We start from the raw sequence: 18447 nt of genomic DNA on the forward strand, positions 1-18447 counted from the left end.
GACGGCATCGGTACAATGTCACGTAAATGCAGAACCTACCCACACAGCACCATCGCACGCGCCGGGTCGAGGGTAATTAGCGCGGCCAGCAGACTATCCATTTCAGGGGCAAAACGGGTTTTGTCGCTCTCGCTGCGACCGGCTTTCAGGCGCAACAGCCGAAGACGACGGGCCTGCACATCAAACAACAGCCCCGGCTCCCACTCACTGAGGGTGAGCAGCGGTGCGCTCCCGGAAAGTTCACCGAGCAGGTGCAGCGCGAGCTCGTTACGCCCGTACTGCTCTGCCACCCGGGCCATGATTAAACGGATTAACCAGCGGCTTCGGGGTGAAGCCATGTCCGGACGATTCTGAAGCCAGGTCAGCGCTGCCTCCGGGCCATCGCGGTCACCTTTTTCCATCGCTTCCACTTCCAGCGCAGATATGTCATCCGTCTGGCCTCCGTTTGCCACCGCAGGCGCATCGGCAAACCCGGGCATGTCATCGTTGACCTTTTCGGCTATCCAGTTCAGTGTCACCTCATCGGCCAGCGGCGTGCCATCGTTCCAGGCAAGCGTCTCCAGGCCTGGCAGGCGTTTCAGTAACAGCCTCAGGTCGCTGAGTATATACTCCGCCCAGTGTTCCCACGGCCCGCCAGCCCGGCTCAGCCCCTGCCACAGATACCACTGCAAATCGAGCCAGAAGCGGTTACCGCCTTCGGTGAACATGACATCCACCTGCTCCACCAGTTCAGTCCAGCTTTGCTGCAGATACAGGCGTTTAAGCTGAGCGCGGTATTCGGCTTTCGGCGGTAGCAGACGCGTCCTGCCGCTCGCATCCAGCGCTGGCAGTTGTGTCACCAGGTCCCAGCGGGCGGCCTTCATCATTCGGTGGGCGGCAAGCCAGCCCTGCGGCTGCTCAACCACCCAGCCGGAAAGCACGCGCAGCTGGCGTACCAACTCCACCTCCGATTTGACGACAGCGGCTTCCGGCACAGTCGCGCCCGATGTCGCTTTGCTGTAGGGGGTTACACCAACATGATCCTGGCCTGATGCAGCCACTGGCGTATCCAGCCCACCGCTACCGGCAAGGCGGATTTCCAGCGTCCGCAGCAGACCGGCAAAGCTGGGGCGTTCCGCCTCCGGTAGTTGTTTCAGCGAGGTCTCCAGCAGGCACAGCGCCGCCGCCGTTCTTGCGGTCTCTTCACGCGTCACATCCGGCCAGCGCGAGAATGTATCGAGCACCTTCTCACTGTTCAGCCAGTCGAGTGCAGCCAGTCTTGCGGCGCTGCGCTGTGGGTGGCTGTGCGATCCGGCCTGCTCCAGCATGGCTGCCAGCAGCAGGATGCCATCCGTCAGCCCGGTATCGCCGTCACGCTGCAGGCGGGCAAAGGTATACCAGGTCACCACCCGGATATCCCGGGCATGGCGGGTAAGAATGCTTTCCGCCAGGCGGCACAGCATCCCAGTATCGGTACCAGACAGCTTGTTGATTTCCTCGCGCATCAGTTGGAAATCATCTTCATAGGTCGGGTCGTCTCCGGAACCATGACCGGTAGGGAGTACCGTCAGCCACGGCGCCCACCGGGAAAGGTTTTCCCGGGTCTGTACGAGCAGTGCAGCACGCTGGGCTGCATCCGGAAGACACAGGGTCAGAAGTGTTTCTGCAGTCGCCATTTATTCGTCTCCGGCAAAAGTGGGCGCGCTGTCAATTGCACCCACAGTAAAGATGGTCTGCGGCAGGCTGAAGCCCTGCAGTTCGAGCAGCGCCAGTGGCCCGTTGCTAAGCTCACTGCGCATGATAAATTTCAGAGGATTACCGTCCGGAGTGATCCACACCAGTTGGGTACGGCTGCTGTCAAGCGGGGTGATCAGCGCCTTATCGAGCAGACGAATAAAGCCCCAGTTACCCTGGTTGCTGGCAAAGAGACGCATTTCAGCGCTTGTTGAGCGCCAGCTCAGATCGACACCCGGATAGTACGTATTGCCCGGCCAGGTGAAGCTCTGCCAGCTTTCCATCTGGTTGAAGTAATCCAGTTTCTGACCATCAAGTGTCAGTTGGGTGCGGGCCACATCGCGTGACGGTCGGGCCATCAGTTCGAAATGCACCCCGGCATCGCCCTGGGCAAAGACAATATCCGAGATATCGGCAAGCTTATTGATGGCGGCGAGAAACGCAGGGCTGATGCTCATTCCCTGGCTGGCAGCCGGATTCACCACCCAGTGACTGCCTTCCTGATGCAGCATGCCGCCGAGATTGTTTTTGATAAATGCCGCGATACGCCCGGAGTCGCTGCGCAGGAACTGGGCCAGCAGTGGCAGTGAAGCATCGCTGCCGGTGGCCTTAAATGGATAGCGTCCGGCAAAGGCGGTGTTCCACTGCGAAACAATGGTGCTCTGCCAGCGGGCATTGAGGCTGCCTGCTGCCGGAGCCAGCACCTGACGCCAGGCCAGATCGAGCGGCTGCACAAACAATGCTTGCCCGAAACCGTTCCACTCCTGCCCGAGACTTGCCGCTACCAGAGAGCCGTAGTCACGGGTGTCAGTCAGATCGATGGCTTTTCCCTGGAAAACAGTCTGAGCCAGCATCTGCGCCATCGCCTGCGGATCAGGGGCGCTGGTCACCTGCTGCAGCTTGAGACGCACTTGGGTTACACGGGCAAGCCAGGACTGGAAGCTGAGGTTACCGTTTGAGCCGGTACCGTCCTTGCCGGCCATCAGTCCCGTGAGCGGACCAAAGACGCCGTCCAGCGGCCCTTTCGGCCCCTGTGCCTGTTCAATAAACTGTTTTGCACTCTTCTGACGCCCCACCAGTTTTTTCGCCGAGTCCACCAGGGTGTCAGCCAGAGCCTCTCCTTTTGTCCCGGTCTGTCCCTGCCAGGCAAGCGTATTCATCAGTGCCACCAGAGGGGACTGACGCACATCTGCCAGCAGGTTCAGCTGCGCAATGGCCTCCGAAAGCGATGACGCTTCGTGCCACTGGATACTGTTGGCCATGTTGAGCCAGGCGTTGCCAAAATCGGTGAAGTAACGCTCTGTCAGGCGCTGTTTGAGCGCTTCCGGCGAGACGTCGCTGCCCGGCTGATGGGTTTTGTCGGTCAGCACCCAGTCAATTTCATCACGGCGGGTCTTCACTACCTCATCAATCGCATCTTCAACCTGCTCTTCCCACGCCTGACGGGTGAACATCCCCGGCACCACCTCTTCCGAGGAAAACAGGGTTGACGCATCCGTATCGCCGGTCATGTCAGACAGGGTTAAATCCGGCCAGTTACGGGCAATGCGCCCGAGCATCTCCTGGTACAAACCAGATTCGGCGTTACGCTGACCTATCTGTTTAAGCAAAATCTGGCGTACCGTCCCCACCAGTTCGCGGTCAGGAGAAATTTTCCACTCCGGGTGTGCCGGTAAGTTCTGCGCCCAGAAGCCGAGCAGCTTCGGCGCCTGGGTCTGCCACACGCTGTCCGGCACGCCGCTGCGGTGCGGCCAGGCCTTCAGCATATTGCCTGCCAGCCACTCCGCATCCGCTTTGTCTGGACGGGCCAGCATCAGGTAGCCTTTAAGCAAACCGTAGGTCTTCTGAGTGGCAGAGGTGCGCGCATCGCTTGCCGGAGGCAACTGCACGAAAGCGTTGAGCTGACGGTGAAGTTCGTCAGCCAGTGCATCACGCATCAGCGCCTGATTGTTACGGGCATACAATGGCCAGAGCAGCTTCAGCGTGTCGCTGTCCTGGTTCAGGCCAAAGCGGGTGTACCACGGCGCACCGTGCACTTCGCGGTTCTGCAGGCGGGCAATGGTCTGCTGCAGTGCTAACTGGTTACGCAGGCGCACCGGAAGAGGCTGTTTAGTGTCAGCGGCAACCCGGGCCGTATCCTGGGCCAGCCAGATTTGGGTTAGGTTGACGGACAGGGACAGTAGCGTGCCCGCACCCCAGAGCAGTACCAGACCGAGCAGCACCAGGCGCAGCACCTTTTGCCAGTGGAAACCGATTTTACGGGCATGTACCTGCAGGCTGTCCTTTTCGAGCGCCTGCCAGACCGGTGGTGAAAGGCGCGCATGCGGCACCGTTTCGGTCCCTGGCAATGCCGGACTGAACATCACCCCACGCAGACGGTATGGGGCTGGCCCTGACATCAGCGTGGTCAGCAGCGGGATCAGGGAGCGTCGCAACGAGCCGCGCAGGGCCTTCGACAGGCTCAACAGCCAGTGGTGCTGAGAGTTCTTCAGCAGCGCCGACACGCCTGGGGTTTGCAGGTCTGACGAGAGTGAGGTCAATGTCGAACGGACCTCTTCCGTTGTCGCACCTGGACCAAACAGCGCGCCGGCTGGAGGTACACCCACTCCGTCCTGGTCCCAGTAGCCTTCCCGGACAAGCCACAGCCAGACCGGCAGTTGCCAGCCCAGCTGAATATCGGTTTTCTGACGCACGCGCACCAGCGTGTCCTGCTTCGCCGTATCGGGCAGTGCAGCCGCGTTCATCACCTGCACCACGCCGTCCAGTGGACGCTGTGGTCGCACTGCTTTCAGCACGGACAGGAACTCATCATCCGGCACGCTTTCCGCAAGACCGCCGTAAATAAGCACAATACCGTCACTTTCCTGCCAGTGATCGCCTTTAAGACCCGGCACCACCTTTTCGATATCACTGTCGGTACCCTGTACCAGCAGCAGGCGCACTTTGGTTTTCCAGCGACGGCGGTAGCGCAGGCGCAGATGATCGACCAGCGCCTCAGCCACAAACCGGGAGGTGTCCGCGTCGGTATGCTTTGCTTCAGGCTGGGATGCAGCAGCCTGCTGTCCGGAGGCGACCACATCCTGCTTTCCCTGTTTCTCGCCGTTCTTCGTGAATACAGTTTCAAGCACCCAGCCGACGATCAGTGCTGCCAGCATCAGCAGCAGACTGATTATCATTATGCCGGTCGTACTGAATGGCCCGATATTGAAGGTGTCCTTAACCCACTCCGGCCATAGCAAGAGTGCGCCGCCAATGAGGCAGACAGATAGTGCGCCCAGAAGCAGCGCAAGCAGAAAAGTGGATGCGATTTTCATAACGGAGGAGAGCAATCCCTTGAGAGTTATTCCGGGGTGACAATACAGAGTTGTCGGTTGTCTTCTGAAAGTTCGGTGACAATTAGCTGGGCTTCACTGTCGCTCAAACACTGACGGGCTGCCAGCTGTAACGCCTGCCAGGGAGCGGCAACGCCCGCAAACCCGACAACCGTATCAATATGGGTAATTTTATCGGCTTTAAGCCCCGGGGCATGTGCCTCCCGGGCCTTGCTGAAGATATCGCCGGAGGCCATCTGGCCGCCGCTGGTCCATGCCTGCTTCAGTGCATTTTTTTCCAGTCCTGACCACATCATGACGCGCTCAAATGCCCGGTCGAGATTGCCATCGCAACACATTTGCGGCCGGTGAATCCTGACCGGCACATCCGGGAAGTCCTTCAGGCGGAAGTTGGTCAGCATTAACATGGAAATGGCCTCGCCACTGTCCTCTGGCGGGTGTTCGTAAAGCTGAGCGCTGACCACCAGTAACGCAGCAGCACGGTCATAATGGCAGTCCAGCCAGTAGTCCAGGATTTCCAGCCCCGTCAGGTCGCGAATGCGCACCAGCGGGCGAGTAACGCTTTTTTGCAGGAGCGAAGGCAGTGTCGAAAACTGTTCACCGGTATCCACCGCCAGATAGCAGGTCAGCGTTGACGGGAGCAACGACACCAGATTCTGGACGTGGGCGATTACCTCCTGAAAATAGTGCGCTTCCCGGTCAGCCATTTCCCCGGCGACCGACAGCGCCCGGTGACGAACCGGATTGCCACCATTAACGGGCTCACAGGGCATCATCAGGGGCTTTTTGGCTAACACGGCCTCGTGTGTCATCGGGCTGGCAGACCCCAGCCCGTTAATCAGGACTTCACCGATAAGCCAGGCAAAGCGCTGACCACGCGCAACGTCTGCACGGTAGCGTGCGGCAGTCGTGGCATTTTTCTGGTCGCAGCGCCCGCAAAGAAGGGCATATCCCAGATAGCGTCCGACAACCAGCAGGCCCCACAACACGACAGGCAATCCTGTTGCCAGCCCCCAGAAAGCGGCACCTGAGCGCTCGCCCTTCCAGAACAGGAATGTGGTCGCAACCCCTGCCAACAACATCACAATGCCCAGGAGGAGCCAGCGTTTAAAACGCGGACGGGGCGGCAGTTTTTCCTGCGCGGGAATACGCTCAAGTTCAACCGGCACGTTTATCCCACCAGAGCATTGGGCAGTGAGCTAATAAGGGTGCAGCCGCAACCACACTTGTGGCCATGGAATGCCACAGGAACACCGCGATCGCGATAATTTGGGTTACCTTCGACAATAGTGGTATCACCATGCTCAGGGCAGGAAACACGATCACCTTTACGGGCCACGCCGATATCACCGAAGAACATGGTTGTTGAACAGGACAACACAGCCCCACCGTGTGTGGTTTTATCACCTAACCGGATTATTCCTTGCATAATAGTTCCTTAGTTCGATAAACATACGAGCGTAACTCAGTAACAATCAAATTTATAAAGCTGATATAACACACTTCAATCACCCGCAATATCGGTTGCATAATTACTTACGCTGAAAATTGAATCATGCGAGACAGTTTTGAATAAGCAAGCCAGATCAACTCTTCGATTCTTTTAAAATCATTTTTTATGCATTTTCTTCCAACCCACCGAATCCCAGGGGAAAAGCTCACTTTTAACTAATACATCCCCATGAGAGGATTTTTTAGCAAAAATTGAGGTGACGGAGTATCGCAGTCCATCAATGAATTTTCGTCATTAGTTAAACTCAAAGCAAAAAAAATCACCTTTATCAGCGATCGTATAAATACCATCACAAGTATATGGAGCATGCAAGGATGAAATATTCACTTCAGCTTTGCCATTACCGTCGACCACAATCGCCCATGTAATACTTGCCTTGCTTCCATCTATGAGTTCATCACCGCGTTGAGAATAAGAATACGTACCAACTGGAAGCTTATCATTCGATGCTGCAACTGAGTCACTTCCAAAAATGAAAGCGCAAAAAAAAGACAGACAGTAAGTATATCTTCATTTATAGACATCCTCTGAACACGTCGGTTTCACATCATATCCAAGTGAGTAGTAAAGATGCAGCTTATTATTCTCTGAATAAACATGAACGCCCTCTGTACTTGTGCAGGAGTAAAAGTCTTGCCTTACACCATTACCCTTAAAAGTAACCCCATCCCTATTAAAACTGAAATCAGCCTTTTCATTTTCAGGATAGATGAATGACAAGTATGCCCCACTGTTAAGCTCGTCAGCGTGCTTATTATAAGAAAATGTATAGATATTTTTATCCGTAGCCACGTCTTCAACTGAATCATCAACAGTCATAATCGAAAATGCTGAACCTTGATAACTCTTACACAATGCATCCTTCAATGAACAGATTGAAATGGTATCACCATCAAGAGACTCTTTAGTAGTCGACAATTGAATTCCTGATTGCTCAGATTTTACTATGCCTAAAGAGACCACAGCCGAGATGTCACCTGCATGTGTAGTGATGGGTAATAAAAAGACCAACAAAAAAAATTTTAATACTCTAGACATATAGCCTAAATTAATTCAGTTAATATTGAGTATCAACATCAATCACGAGATTAGTCCCAGCAGATGCTTGCCTGAACTTATAATTTATAACCTCATTTCCCATCTCAACAGCAATACTAACCATTTCATTCCCACTCCATTTATACTCAACCACTCCGGAGTCGATTTTACGTGTTGCATTTTTTGCCGGTAACTCAGGCAGCAAATATCTTCCACCTGATGCATCAATTTTTATGAGCTTATTATATGCATTATTTATGCTCATACCTGGAAACGAACACGTATATTTAGATGACCCATCAAATTCTTGACCTGCCTTGTTGTCATGGCAATAACTCGACCAGTTATTATTTTCAACACGGTCTGTATCCTCACTTAATTTTTTACTTTGCCGTTTAAAAAACAAAACATAGTTTTGTTTGGTGACGGTCAGATAGTCATCGACTTTGAGCATATCACTATAAGGTGGTGGACACTCCTTACCCGGATAAAGTGAAGTTAAAAGATAAATGTCATTCGGCAATGGAATGTTGCTACTTTTATACACCTGCTTATACATATTGACTGTGTTTTTTGACAAGTAATATGAAAGAGGCGTCTTTTTCACTTCCACATAATCAGTGAGGCATATTTCTTTGTTTTCAAGAAAATTATTTTCAATAGCCAATTTTTCACCATATTCTTTTATGGTAACCTTCTCAAATTCCTCGGTGAGATTAGCTATAGTGTTTGAGTCATGGTGTCCAAAAACATCAATATTTGAAACTTTGTAATATACCCAAGTGGAATTATTCAAACCATCCTGCGCGTATGATGATTCAGAAACGAACAAACAAGCGAACAAAGCTAATATTAACAATCGATTATTCATCTTAATTCCTTGCTTTTGATTCTAGCTGAAATATAGCGGATCCACCTGCTTTAATAATGCTCGCCCGCGGTGATGGCTACTCCCACCAAACCACTCTCTGTCGTCAATCTGCAAAATATGCAGCAATAATCATTTTTTCCCTCGAGATAACCGCAGCCATTCACCTTTCCCATAAACCAATTGCTCCCCTTTGATATACATGTCATCACCTTTTTTCTTAATGTAAAACTGAGGGGCTGGGTAAATACATTCAGTTGAATCACCTAAATAATTTAACGCATATCCATCTTTATTTTTTTCCATTTTATAGTCACCCTCGCATGAGATAGGAGCATGCCATGTAGTGAGTTTAATGACCGCATTGCTTTGGTTCTCCGAAATGGATAAATCATATCTCATATAAACCCGAGAACCATCAGCCAACATTTCTCCATTTAATTCAAGAAAATATCTTTGCCCATGTTTATCGAACTCAGATGCCATTGAAACACAAGAAAAAAAAATCATCGCAAAGAAAATAAAAGCCGAATGTCGTTTATTCATACCATTTCTACCTTAACCTGCGCAAACTACATCAACTAGCTTTAGCTGATTTTTATTAACTGAAGAAAATTCATACGAACAACTTATTTCGGAGGTCATATCCTCTGGGGCAGAGATAAGCATATTTTCTAAAATTACGAGATGTTCATTTTTGACTTTAAATTCAAATGAATAAAGGTTATCTTTGCTCTTAAAGGTTTTTTTTGCGTGTTTATTCAAAGAGTCGCCACTTATTAAATCCGCACTAACAAAATCCATAAAATATTTTTTCGATACAGAACCATTAAAAATAACATTTGAATTATTTTTATCATCATCACGAAACGAATCTGGAGGCGATTTATCGAAATTTATAAACAACTCTGGATTTAGTTTGTAAGACGATAACATTGAATAATTGACATCTGAAATTGTTGGGTGTGAAAAAATACCCACAAAACCCTTGAAGTAATTTACATACGCAGATTCTCCAGCAATCGAACGTATTGAGATAAATAGCAAAACAAGCATTATATTTTTCATTCATTAGCCTTAGTGGGTATCAGAGTAGCTTGAGTCAGGGCCAGAAACATTAATCACCTTAAGTACGTAATCCTCTGGCCTGACATTATATCCTTTGGGTTTCATTAAATATTTAATAGATGAAGCCGAGTTAGCCCTGATCGAGATACAATTAGCCGTACCAATGCGCCCGCCTCCCTGATTCCCCCCTAGGATAAGTAATCGTCCATCGGGGTTAATGCCGCAAACAAATCCAACATGGCTATAGTTCATAACAGCAATAGCCCCATAGAATGGTTTATCAACAACGTCACCATTATGCCAAGATCTTTGCCCCCATGAATAAGCTAAAGCACTGTGCGTTGCTAATGGTGCATATTTGGTCTGCATTAAACACCAGTTAACAAATGATGAACACCATGAGATTGTCCCATCACTGCCTCTGGCATTTGTTGTATTATGATACACTTTAATTTTATTATTTAACTCAGGGTCAGTCTCGATTAAATTTTTGTATTGGTTAAATTCTGACAATGCCACTGGCATCCAATCTGGTCCATCAGATTTCTGCCCCATACAATCACATTGATTCCTATACGCTTCCCCTTCGCTAATTAACGAATTAAGCCTGGCGAGCAACTCTCTTTTTTGTATCAGCCCATCATTATTACCTTTATTACCATGTTCTGTAGAATCCAAACTGGCATTCATTCTGTAGGCTCTTTCATTATCCACCTTGGAATACAAAACTGCATCATCTGGTTTGCCAACACCTTCAGGGCAAAAGATATAGGTGTAAACATCTTCTGGATTTTTTATCTGTTCGAACTTATTTTTATTTGAAGTAAAATACAGCTTAACATAATCCAACTGTTCAATTTCGTCCATAAGCGCAAGTTGCAGTTTAGTCAAACTCGTATTATTAGCAATATTTATCTGATTCACTGCCATAGACGTAAACTGAATCAACCCGACCGCATTTTTCTCTACTAAGCTAGTATCTTTAATTATTTCTTCTTTCGTGAACGCATGCAGTTCAATTTTAGGCCTAGGCCCAGATTTTCCAGAAACGAATATAATCTCACCATTTTTGTGACGAGCTTTTCTGTAAGCAATAACGGAAGATGAGAACATCCGGTTCGTTTCAACTGACATACATCCCATTAAGACGTCTGCATACTTTATTTTTTCTGCTTCGCCCCACATTTCACCACAAATTTTAATAACTTTCTTTCTGAACAGGCATGCCTTAGCTTGCCCTAATCTCTGATTAACTACTTCTCCCCAAATTAATTTTGCGCATTCATCTTCAGTTTTAAGTGCGTCTAAAAATACTATCGGATGCATATGCCAGACAGGCTCACCGCTGCTGAAACCATCGACATGACTCATCCATTCCATGTCGTCAAACCACTGTTTGACATAGCTCACACAAAGGGGATCCATTTGCTTTAAAAATGTTTTCCAGCTGTGATGATTACTGCCACCGAACCATTCACTGTCGTGTTTGACCAGCATTCGCGCCGCGATATCCCTGACATCCAGCTCCGCGTAATTCACCGCGTGACGCAGTTCTTCTCCGGACAGATCGCCACTGTTGTCGCTGTCCATTTTCCGCAGCAGGGCTTTGTAGTAGTCAGAGACCTGTTTTTCCCGGATACCACGTTCAGGGCGTACCCACTCCGCCATTCTGGTGAACCCGTCCTTGATCCACCCCTCACGCAGGGATTTCGTCATATCGGATGTGGACGGCTCTTCAAATGCTTTAAAGCCCAGTTTATCCAGGTCGTACTGGCCGATATCCGCATCGACATCGTCTTCGCTTACCCAGGTCCCGTCCCCGATATCAAACCAGCGCTTACCGCTGCTGTCAGTGAACGGATGGCATTTGTCCTGCGGCATAATTTTGTGAATATCTTTCTTCACCTTACCTTCAGTTTTGGTGAAGGTATCCCCGGAACGGGCATAGACAGAACTCTCCGGGTGGATATGAACAAATTTCGGGCCGCTCTTCACCTGTGCCTTATTGCGCAGAAAATCGACCATCCGGCTGTCGGTACTGATTACTTCAATGTGTGCGAACGCACTTTTCTCCACACCGTGTAAGTCGCAGGGGGCAATGTCTTCCGCGAGGTAACCCACGGCATCACCAGCTGCAACTTCCATTCTGGTTGCCGGTTTAACGACGGTATCAAATGTGCCCTGCGCTACAGCCTGCTGCATCCAGGCCGGCAGGTGCGCCCGCTGTTTACCGGCAGGTGCCATATATTGCGGGTCAAGCGACACCCAGAACGCCCCGCCGGTCATTTCGGATTTGCTGTTGAGCATCCGGGCAAGCCCGAACGTCTGTGTCTGTCCCTTCAGGTCGAAGGTGATCTCACGCAGCACAATGATGCTGTCGCCCGTTTTCAGCTTATCCTTCGCAACCGGCGCCTTATCTCCGTCTTTTTCTTTGCCGGTGTATTCGCGCTGACTCAGCCCGTCCCCCTTGTCAGTAACCTGATACAGCTTGTGCTCCGGAAAGGCAGACAGCGGAGCAAGCCCGATATACAGCGAGTAAAAATCGAGGCTGTTGTCCTTTTTTTCGGGATCGGGGGTACAGGTCGATTTAACCAGCACAAACGTACCGGAATACTGCAGCGGGTTATTGATGTATTTACCGGTCAGATAGTCCTGATTAATGCGCCAGGCCACCACTTCGCCGCCCGCCATAAACTGAAGTGGCACCGCCGTCTCTGCCGTCTCCTTTGTCAGGACTGAGCCCGGGGCGCTCTTACGGGTAATGTGGATCCCGCCGTGCCACATGTTATTTGTTCCGGCCAGCCAGGAGCCGTGTGGCTCCTGACAGAGCGGCTGCATCATGTCATCCAGGGTGGCGTACTGCTCGCCATTCGCTTTTCGGGCAGGAAAACAGATTTTCATTCCGGTTATCCTTAACGTGAAGGGATATTACGTGTTTTAGGCGGCGTCACGCTGGCGTTTGTCTGGCTAAACCTGGGCGGCGTAATATCCATGCTGCCACCCGCCATCGGTGAGCGGTAATGCGCGGATTTGACCAGGTAATCTCCCGGGGTTTCTTCCAGAATGCCGCCGTTGTCCAGCGTGATACTGGAGCCGCCGCCGTTAAGTCGCAGTTTAGGCGCACTGATGAGCAGTTCATCCTTGTTACTGCTGATGGTAAACAGCAGCTCAGATGTCATCTCCATCGAACTCGCTTCAGCGCGGATCTCAACATCCCCCTGATTAGCAATCATCTTCGCCCCGGACTGATGAGCAAACAGCCCGACAGACTCACTGGCAGCCAGCGTGATGTTCTTCATTGCTCCCATATCCAGATGCTGACCTGCACTCAGGATGGTGTTCTGCTTGCTGGTCATCTGAAGATGCTCACCCGACGTGAACGCCACGCCCTGCGGTGCGCTGCCGAGTAGTGCCGCGGACTGAAGGTCTCTCAGGCGGTTTTCCAGCAGTCTGTTCTGGCTTTCGAGGTCACAGGTGAGTGCCTGAGCCTGCTGCGCAAGCAGATTGAGCCGCTTCATTTCGGCCGCTGACTGGTTCAGGCGTTCAATAGCCGGCGCCATATCCAGCATTTTGCCCTGTGCCGCCGGTTGTGCATCAGCAGTCAGGAACATCCCCCGTCCGGCACGCAGCGCCCCGTATTCATCGGTGCGCAGTTCAAAACCGGTTCCGCGGGGCTCACGCTCACTATCTACAACGTGACCGCCGTTGAGTTGCGTCTTGCCAAACGGCGTCGCCAGCTTGAAATGCTCTTCCTGACGCTTGTCCTCCAGACGGAATTTGTTGTCTCCGGCCGTACGCCAGATGTTGCGCGTGTGATTATCACGGGTGACGTGGTCCGGGTGTTCTGAATCGTGCTGAGCGTAGGCAATGTACGGCCGGTCAGGGTCACCGCCGTCGAACATCACCGAGACTTCAGTGCCATCAAGCAGCGGGGAGTGGAAGCCGTAGGTATCCCCGGCATAAGGTTTCGCCAGGCGAAGCCAAAGGTAGGCATAGCCCTGTTCAGTGCTGTTGCGGTCAAAATCAAGCCGGACACGGTAGCGTCCCTGATTGTCGAGGTAAGCATAGGTGTCATGCTTTTCATCACTTTCCACCCGGGCAGGCAGGGAGCCGGCCACCACCGGGCGGTTCAACAGAGCCGGACGAAAACAGACCGTTTCGCTGTAAGGAATGCCCGTAAAGTGCAGTCGAAAGCCTTTGTCGCGTGCACCTGATGTGTGAATACTGGTGATGACAATGCCGTTCTTCAGCGAGTCAGGCAGCCCACTGCCCTGTGGCTCCAGTACTTCGCCCGGAGCCAGAACCGGCCTACTTGCGCGCCCCGTTACTGTTTGCTGGGCATTGAGGTAGCGCTCATGGCGCAGGCGGGCATACCAGGCACCGCTCTCCGGCGTTTCCGTATCCCCTTCACTCAGGAAAGGCTCGGCATAGTGATACACCTCACCGGTGGTCGCCCCGCCCTCCAGGCGAACCGTCACCGAACTGTCCTGTGGGGCCAGCGCATCGCGGTAGTTATAGTCGCGGGTAGCCACACTACCGGTGACCACGCGGTCTTTCGGCCGAATATCCCAGACGCTCTCCTGTCCGTTGTCGCTGGTGCGTGACGGCGGAATAATGGGCAGCTTTACACCAAACTGATACTGCATCTGACTGTCCTGGAAAATTACCACGTCCTGTTCAATGCGGCCATCCATCTCAAAGCGCCAGAAGATACCAACTTCGGCCAGCAGACGCTGAACAAAAGCCAGGTCTGTCTCACGCCACTGGGTAATGAGCTCCCGGACCGGGTAGGCCTGCGACAGACGAAATTCAAAATCCGCTCCTTCCAGTCCGTGAGAGCGCAGTATCTGCTCAACCACTTCCGGTACGGACTGATTGAGATATACCGCGCATCGTTCGGTATGGTGCATCAGGGCAATACGCGGCACGAGTCGCAGGGCGTAGGTGATTTCATCCCCTGACACGGAGATCCGACGGAATGTATCCACCACACCGTATACTGTGCGCACCGGCGCAGCCAGCGTGCCATCAAACAATGGCGTCTGAAAGGTGAAAGATGCCGGTTTCAGCATCACCTCATTGCTGGCAATGCTCGCCGCACAGGTGAAGGTGACATCGTAGTGCCACGGCTGGCTCAGGGTTTCAGTGGCACGATAGCGCAGGACATCGAGAAAATGCGGGCAGTCATGGACGTCTAAGCGATAACGGGACAACCCCAGAGCTTCATTGATTTTTTTCTGTGCCAGACCGATAGCAGTATTACTCATCTCTTATCTCCCTTACAGAACACCAGCGACAATCAATTAATTATTGCCACTGAGGAAATCAATGCGCTCATTGGTCATTTTTGTCTGGCACTGATAAATTTCGATGCGGTGTTTCATATCAACACTATTCGATTCCGCATCCGACAATTTCCCGCACTTAGTCGTTTTTTCTTTCACCCATGCCAGCTGTTCTTTTTTTAACGCATTTCGCGAAGAGTCCGGGAGTTCTCGCCAAACGGAATTCAGGTTGCGGTCTGAAATTTTATATTCGGCCTTAGCAGAATCCAGCGCACCTTTAAACTGAGCATGAATAATCTGGCTTTTATTAATGGACAATACACTGATATTGAAAAGGGCATCAGACAAATCTGTACGGTTAAACTCGCTGAAGATGACATCCTTACCATTGTCTGCAAGCTTAGCGCTGTAACTGACATCACTCCAGACCACGCTTCCATTATTCAGTTTGCCATAGTTCCCTGTAATGGAATGCAAATAGTCTGGTTCGCTACTCACCACATCCAGTGTTTCCTGTGGCACCTTCACTGAGATAGTTGCGCTACAATTCAGACCATAGCTTCCATTACCAGACGTAGAGACATTACTGACGCCAACCACCAGGCTATTAAGCTTATTCTGATAGTCAGCAACGGGTTTGTCATAACTGTATCTGGATTTTGTCAGGTAATCACTTTGCAGCAGGCCTGAAGCATCACTGCGAAAAGAATCCGAAAGAGCTTTAACGGCGTCTTCTCTGCCACATTTAAAATCATCGGATGAACTAAACAATCCCGCATAAGCATTTGCTGTAAAGGTCAGAGCAATAGCCGCCGGGACAAATTTTTTAAACGTCATATATTTCTTCCTTTTTATTGGCAGTAACAGCAACATTCCGTTGCTAATAATAAATAATTCCGTTCTGCGTTATGATTTCGCGGCATTAAATTCAAGCACTATCCCCTCTTCGTCATTCCAGCCGAGCGTCAGGGAGTCCGGTTTCTGTTTCGCGGCCATGTGGGTCAGCAGTTGCTGGCTCAGCACCGGCAGGATTTGCTGGTTGAGCAGGCTGTCGACATTGCGCGCGCCGGTGTCCGGCAACAGGCAGGCGGCGGTCAGCGCGTCATACAGGCTGCCATCAATATGCGTGGTCAGGCCGTAGTGACGGTTCAGGCGCTTACTGACCTGTGACAGCTTCATTTCCACGATGGTGCGCATCGCCGCTTCGGCCAGCGGACGGTAAATCACGGTCTGGAAGCGGGCGAGCAGTGCCGGCTGGAAGTGGTCGCGTAAAATCGGGCGCAGCAGTTCGTGCAGGTCGCCTTCGGTGGATTCTGGTTGTTCGTCTAGCAACTGCATCAGGTGATCGCTGCCGAGGTTGGAGGTCATCAGGATGACGGTGTTGCGGAAGTCGATTTCACGCCCTTCACCGTCACGCATAAAGCCGCGGTCGAATACCTGATAGAACAGGTTCATGACGTCACGGTGTGCTTTTTCCACCTCATCGAGCAGCACCACACTGTACGGGCGCTTGCGCACCGCTTCGGTGAGAATGCCGCCCTGACCGTAACCCACGTAACCCGGAGGCGAGCCTTTCAGCTGCGACACCGTGTGCGGCTCCTGGTATTCGGACAGGTTGATGGTGATGAGGGATTTCTCACCGCCGTACAGCACGTCCGCCAGCGCCAGTGCAGTTTCGGTCTTACCAGTGCCACTCGGACCAACCAGCAGGAACACGCCCTGCGGACCATTCTCGGACGTGAGACCCGTTTTTGCCGCACGCAGGCGCCGGGCGATGGCGGTCAGCGCCACGTCCTGCCCGACCACGCGCTTGCCGATTTCGTTTTCGAGTGTCAGCAGTTCGGTCTGTTCATCTTTCATCAGGGAGGAGAGCGGAACGCCCGTCCAGTCGGCAATCACGTTGGCAACGGTGCGTACGTCAACATCCAGAGAGAGCAGCGGGTTGCTGTGCTGCATGCCGTTCAGTTCCTGCTGCAGCGTGCGCGTCTCGCTTTGACGGGAGATGTCCTGGCGGCTTTCCAGCAGTTGTTCGGTGAGTTTCAGTTCCTGCCCGTACTGCGTTTCAAGCTCGTCGAGAGCAACGATAAGAGCGTTCTCTTCCTGCTCAATGACGGTCAGGCGTTCACCATGGCTCTGATTGCCGACAGCAATATCTTCCAGCAGCGCCTGCTTCTCCATTTCAAGAGAGGTAATCTGCGAGCGAATGCAGGTCAGCTGTTCCGGTACCGTGTCGAGGCTCATTCGGACGCGCGCTGCGGCGGTGTCGAGCAGATCAACCGCCTTATCCGGCAACTGGCGGCCCGTGAGGTAGCGGCGGGAAAGCGTAACAGCAGCGCGCACCGCATCGTCGGTAATGTGCACGTGATGGTGCTCGGCGTAACGGGATTTCAAACCACGGAGCATCAGGCAGGCTGTGTCATCGTCAGGCTCATCGACTTTTACCATCTGGAAACGACGCTCCAGGGCCGCGTCTCGTTCGAAGTACTGCTTGTACTCGCTCCAGGTAGTGGCCGCAATGGTACGCAGTTCGCCACGCGCCAGCGCCGGTTTTAGCAGGTTCGCTGCATCGGCGCCCCCTGCCAGGTTGCCCGCGCCGATGATGGTATGCGCTTCATCAATAAATAGCAGGACCGGGGACGGGGATTGCTGCACCGCATCGATGACGTTTTTCAGCCGCTGTTCGAACTCGCCTTTCACGCCTGCACCGGCCTGCAGCAGGCCCAGGTCAAGGGTACGCAGAGTGACCGTTTTCAGGGATTCAGGCACATTACCCTCGGCAATACGCAATGCCAGACCTTCAACCAGTGCGGTTTTCCCTACGCCCGGCTCACCGACCAGAATCGGGTTGTTTTTGCGGCGACGAGAGAGGATATCCACCATCTGACGGATTTCTGTGTCACGGCCAAACACCGGATCGATCTTCCCTTCCTTCGCTTTGGCGGTGACATCGAGGGTGAATTTATCCAGCGTGTTCTGCAGCGCAGGGCTCAGTTCCCCCTCTTTCATTTCCACACCAGCCGGACGCCCGACAAGCTCCACCTCACCACCGTGGTTCTGTGCCAGCTCGGCTTCGTGCTGCATTTCTGGACGCTCATCCGATTGCGCATCCAGCAACGGTCGCAGGCGCTCCAGCTGGCTCTGAGCAAGCGTTAACAACGGCCAAAGGCCGTCACAACGTGCCAGTTTTGGTTTTTCAACCAGGGCCATCAGCAGATGGATGCTGCGAATGTGCTCTTCGCCATTAAGTGAGGCAAGTAGCCAGGCTTGCTGCATCAGAGTCTGGATGTCATCAGAGAGCTGGGGCCGATGGCGCACGGAGCGAGGTTGTCTGTCGAGCCAGCCAAGTAAATCCTGCCAGATGCCATCCATATCCCATTCATAGCGACGCGCCAACACGGTCAGGTCACCTTCCCCTTGCTCCAGCAGCTTCAGCAGCCAGTGCTCCGGCAGAATTTCGGCATGGGCACGGGTCTGACAGAGCGAAGCTGCGCCTTCCATCGCTCGGGCACAGTAAGGGTTCAGACGACGTAACAGGATGGCTGGATTTTCCATGAGATTCTCTCTTTGTCGGTTCCTGGACACGCTACCGCCCCTCGCTGTTCACCAAAGCGCATAAGGTCAGGCAGGCAG

At 52.3% G+C, this 18447-nt stretch carries 12 protein-coding genes; all 12 read right to left on the reverse strand.

Annotated features, from left to right (window positions below; genetic code table 11):
• Positions 1-35: 35 nt before the first annotated feature.
• A complete protein-coding gene (gene tssA / locus KGP25_RS16845; protein ID WP_069720420.1) occupies positions 36-1655 on the reverse strand; it encodes a type VI secretion system protein TssA in 1620 nt (539 codons plus the stop codon).
• Positions 1656-5027 carry an ImcF-related family protein gene (locus KGP25_RS16850; protein ID WP_223539323.1) on the reverse strand — a complete coding sequence of 1124 codons (3372 nt, stop codon included), beginning with the start codon at positions 5025-5027 and terminating at the stop codon, positions 1656-1658.
• 26 nt (positions 5028-5053) lie between these two features.
• Positions 5054-6214, reverse strand: coding sequence for a hypothetical protein (locus KGP25_RS16855; RefSeq protein WP_223539324.1), 1161 nt, complete (start codon positions 6212-6214; stop codon positions 5054-5056).
• Between the two features lie 2 nt (positions 6215-6216).
• Positions 6217-6474, reverse strand: coding sequence for a PAAR domain-containing protein (locus KGP25_RS16860; RefSeq protein ID WP_071704081.1), 258 nt, complete (start codon positions 6472-6474; stop codon positions 6217-6219).
• Between the two features lie 594 nt (positions 6475-7068).
• Positions 7069-7596, reverse strand: coding sequence for a hypothetical protein (locus KGP25_RS16865; RefSeq protein ID WP_126534701.1), 528 nt, complete (start codon positions 7594-7596; stop codon positions 7069-7071).
• A 19-nt stretch (positions 7597-7615) separates the two neighbouring features.
• Complete coding sequence (locus KGP25_RS16870; protein WP_223539325.1) at positions 7616-8467, reverse strand: hypothetical protein; 852 nt, start codon at positions 8465-8467, stop codon at positions 7616-7618.
• A gap of 129 nt (positions 8468-8596) precedes the next feature.
• Positions 8597-9010, reverse strand: a complete 414-nt coding sequence (locus KGP25_RS16875) for a hypothetical protein (protein WP_126534703.1) — start codon at positions 9008-9010, stop codon at positions 8597-8599.
• A 12-nt stretch (positions 9011-9022) separates the two neighbouring features.
• Entirely contained in the window at positions 9023-9532 is a 510-nt protein-coding gene (locus tag KGP25_RS16880) for a hypothetical protein (RefSeq protein WP_126534704.1), read from the reverse strand.
• Between the two features lie 9 nt (positions 9533-9541).
• Positions 9542-12433: a CHAP domain-containing protein gene (locus KGP25_RS16885; protein WP_223539326.1), complete on the reverse strand. Its 2892-nt coding sequence runs from the start codon at positions 12431-12433 to the stop codon at positions 9542-9544.
• 11 nt (positions 12434-12444) lie between these two features.
• On the reverse strand, positions 12445-14799 hold the full coding sequence (vgrG, locus tag KGP25_RS16890; RefSeq protein ID WP_126534706.1) for a type VI secretion system Vgr family protein: 2355 nt from the start codon (positions 14797-14799) through the stop codon (positions 12445-12447).
• 36 nt (positions 14800-14835) lie between these two features.
• The gene (locus tag KGP25_RS16895) at positions 14836-15654 is read right to left on the reverse strand and encodes a lysozyme inhibitor LprI family protein (RefSeq protein ID WP_223539327.1); all 819 of its coding nucleotides are present in this window, start codon (positions 15652-15654) and stop codon (positions 14836-14838) included.
• Positions 15655-15723: 69 nt separating this feature from the next.
• Complete coding sequence (tssH, locus tag KGP25_RS16900) at positions 15724-18369, reverse strand: type VI secretion system ATPase TssH (protein ID WP_223539328.1); 2646 nt, start codon at positions 18367-18369, stop codon at positions 15724-15726.
• Between the last annotated feature and the right edge of the window lie 78 nt (positions 18370-18447).

The organism is Enterobacter sp. JBIWA003 (assembly GCF_019968825.1).
In the GTDB taxonomy this organism is placed as follows: Bacteria; Pseudomonadota; Gammaproteobacteria; order Enterobacterales; family Enterobacteriaceae; genus Enterobacter; species Enterobacter quasiroggenkampii.

Bases quoted from the DNA above. Each gene is read 5' to 3' on its own strand.
- KGP25_RS16880 (WP_126534704.1), bottom strand. From the start codon at position 9,532: ATGAAAAATATAATGCTTGTTTTGCTATTTATCTCAATACGTTCGATT.
- KGP25_RS16850 (WP_223539323.1), bottom strand. From the start codon at position 5,027: ATGAAAATCGCATCCACTTTTCTGCTTGCGCTGCTTCTGGGCGCACTA.
- tssA (WP_069720420.1), bottom strand. From the start codon at position 1,655: ATGGCGACTGCAGAAACACTTCTGACCCTGTGTCTTCCGGATGCAGCC.
- KGP25_RS16860 (WP_071704081.1), bottom strand. From the start codon at position 6,474: ATGCAAGGAATAATCCGGTTAGGTGATAAAACCACACACGGTGGGGCT.
- vgrG (WP_126534706.1), bottom strand. From the start codon at position 14,799: ATGAGTAATACTGCTATCGGTCTGGCACAGAAAAAAATCAATGAAGCT.
- KGP25_RS16870 (WP_223539325.1), bottom strand. From the start codon at position 8,467: ATGAATAATCGATTGTTAATATTAGCTTTGTTCGCTTGTTTGTTCGTT.
- KGP25_RS16875 (WP_126534703.1), bottom strand. From the start codon at position 9,010: ATGAATAAACGACATTCGGCTTTTATTTTCTTTGCGATGATTTTTTTT.
- KGP25_RS16865 (WP_126534701.1), bottom strand. From the start codon at position 7,596: ATGTCTAGAGTATTAAAATTTTTTTTGTTGGTCTTTTTATTACCCATC.
- KGP25_RS16885 (WP_223539326.1), bottom strand. From the start codon at position 12,433: ATGAAAATCTGTTTTCCTGCCCGAAAAGCGAATGGCGAGCAGTACGCC.
- tssH (WP_223539328.1), bottom strand. From the start codon at position 18,369: ATGGAAAATCCAGCCATCCTGTTACGTCGTCTGAACCCTTACTGTGCC.
- KGP25_RS16895 (WP_223539327.1), bottom strand. From the start codon at position 15,654: ATGACGTTTAAAAAATTTGTCCCGGCGGCTATTGCTCTGACCTTTACA.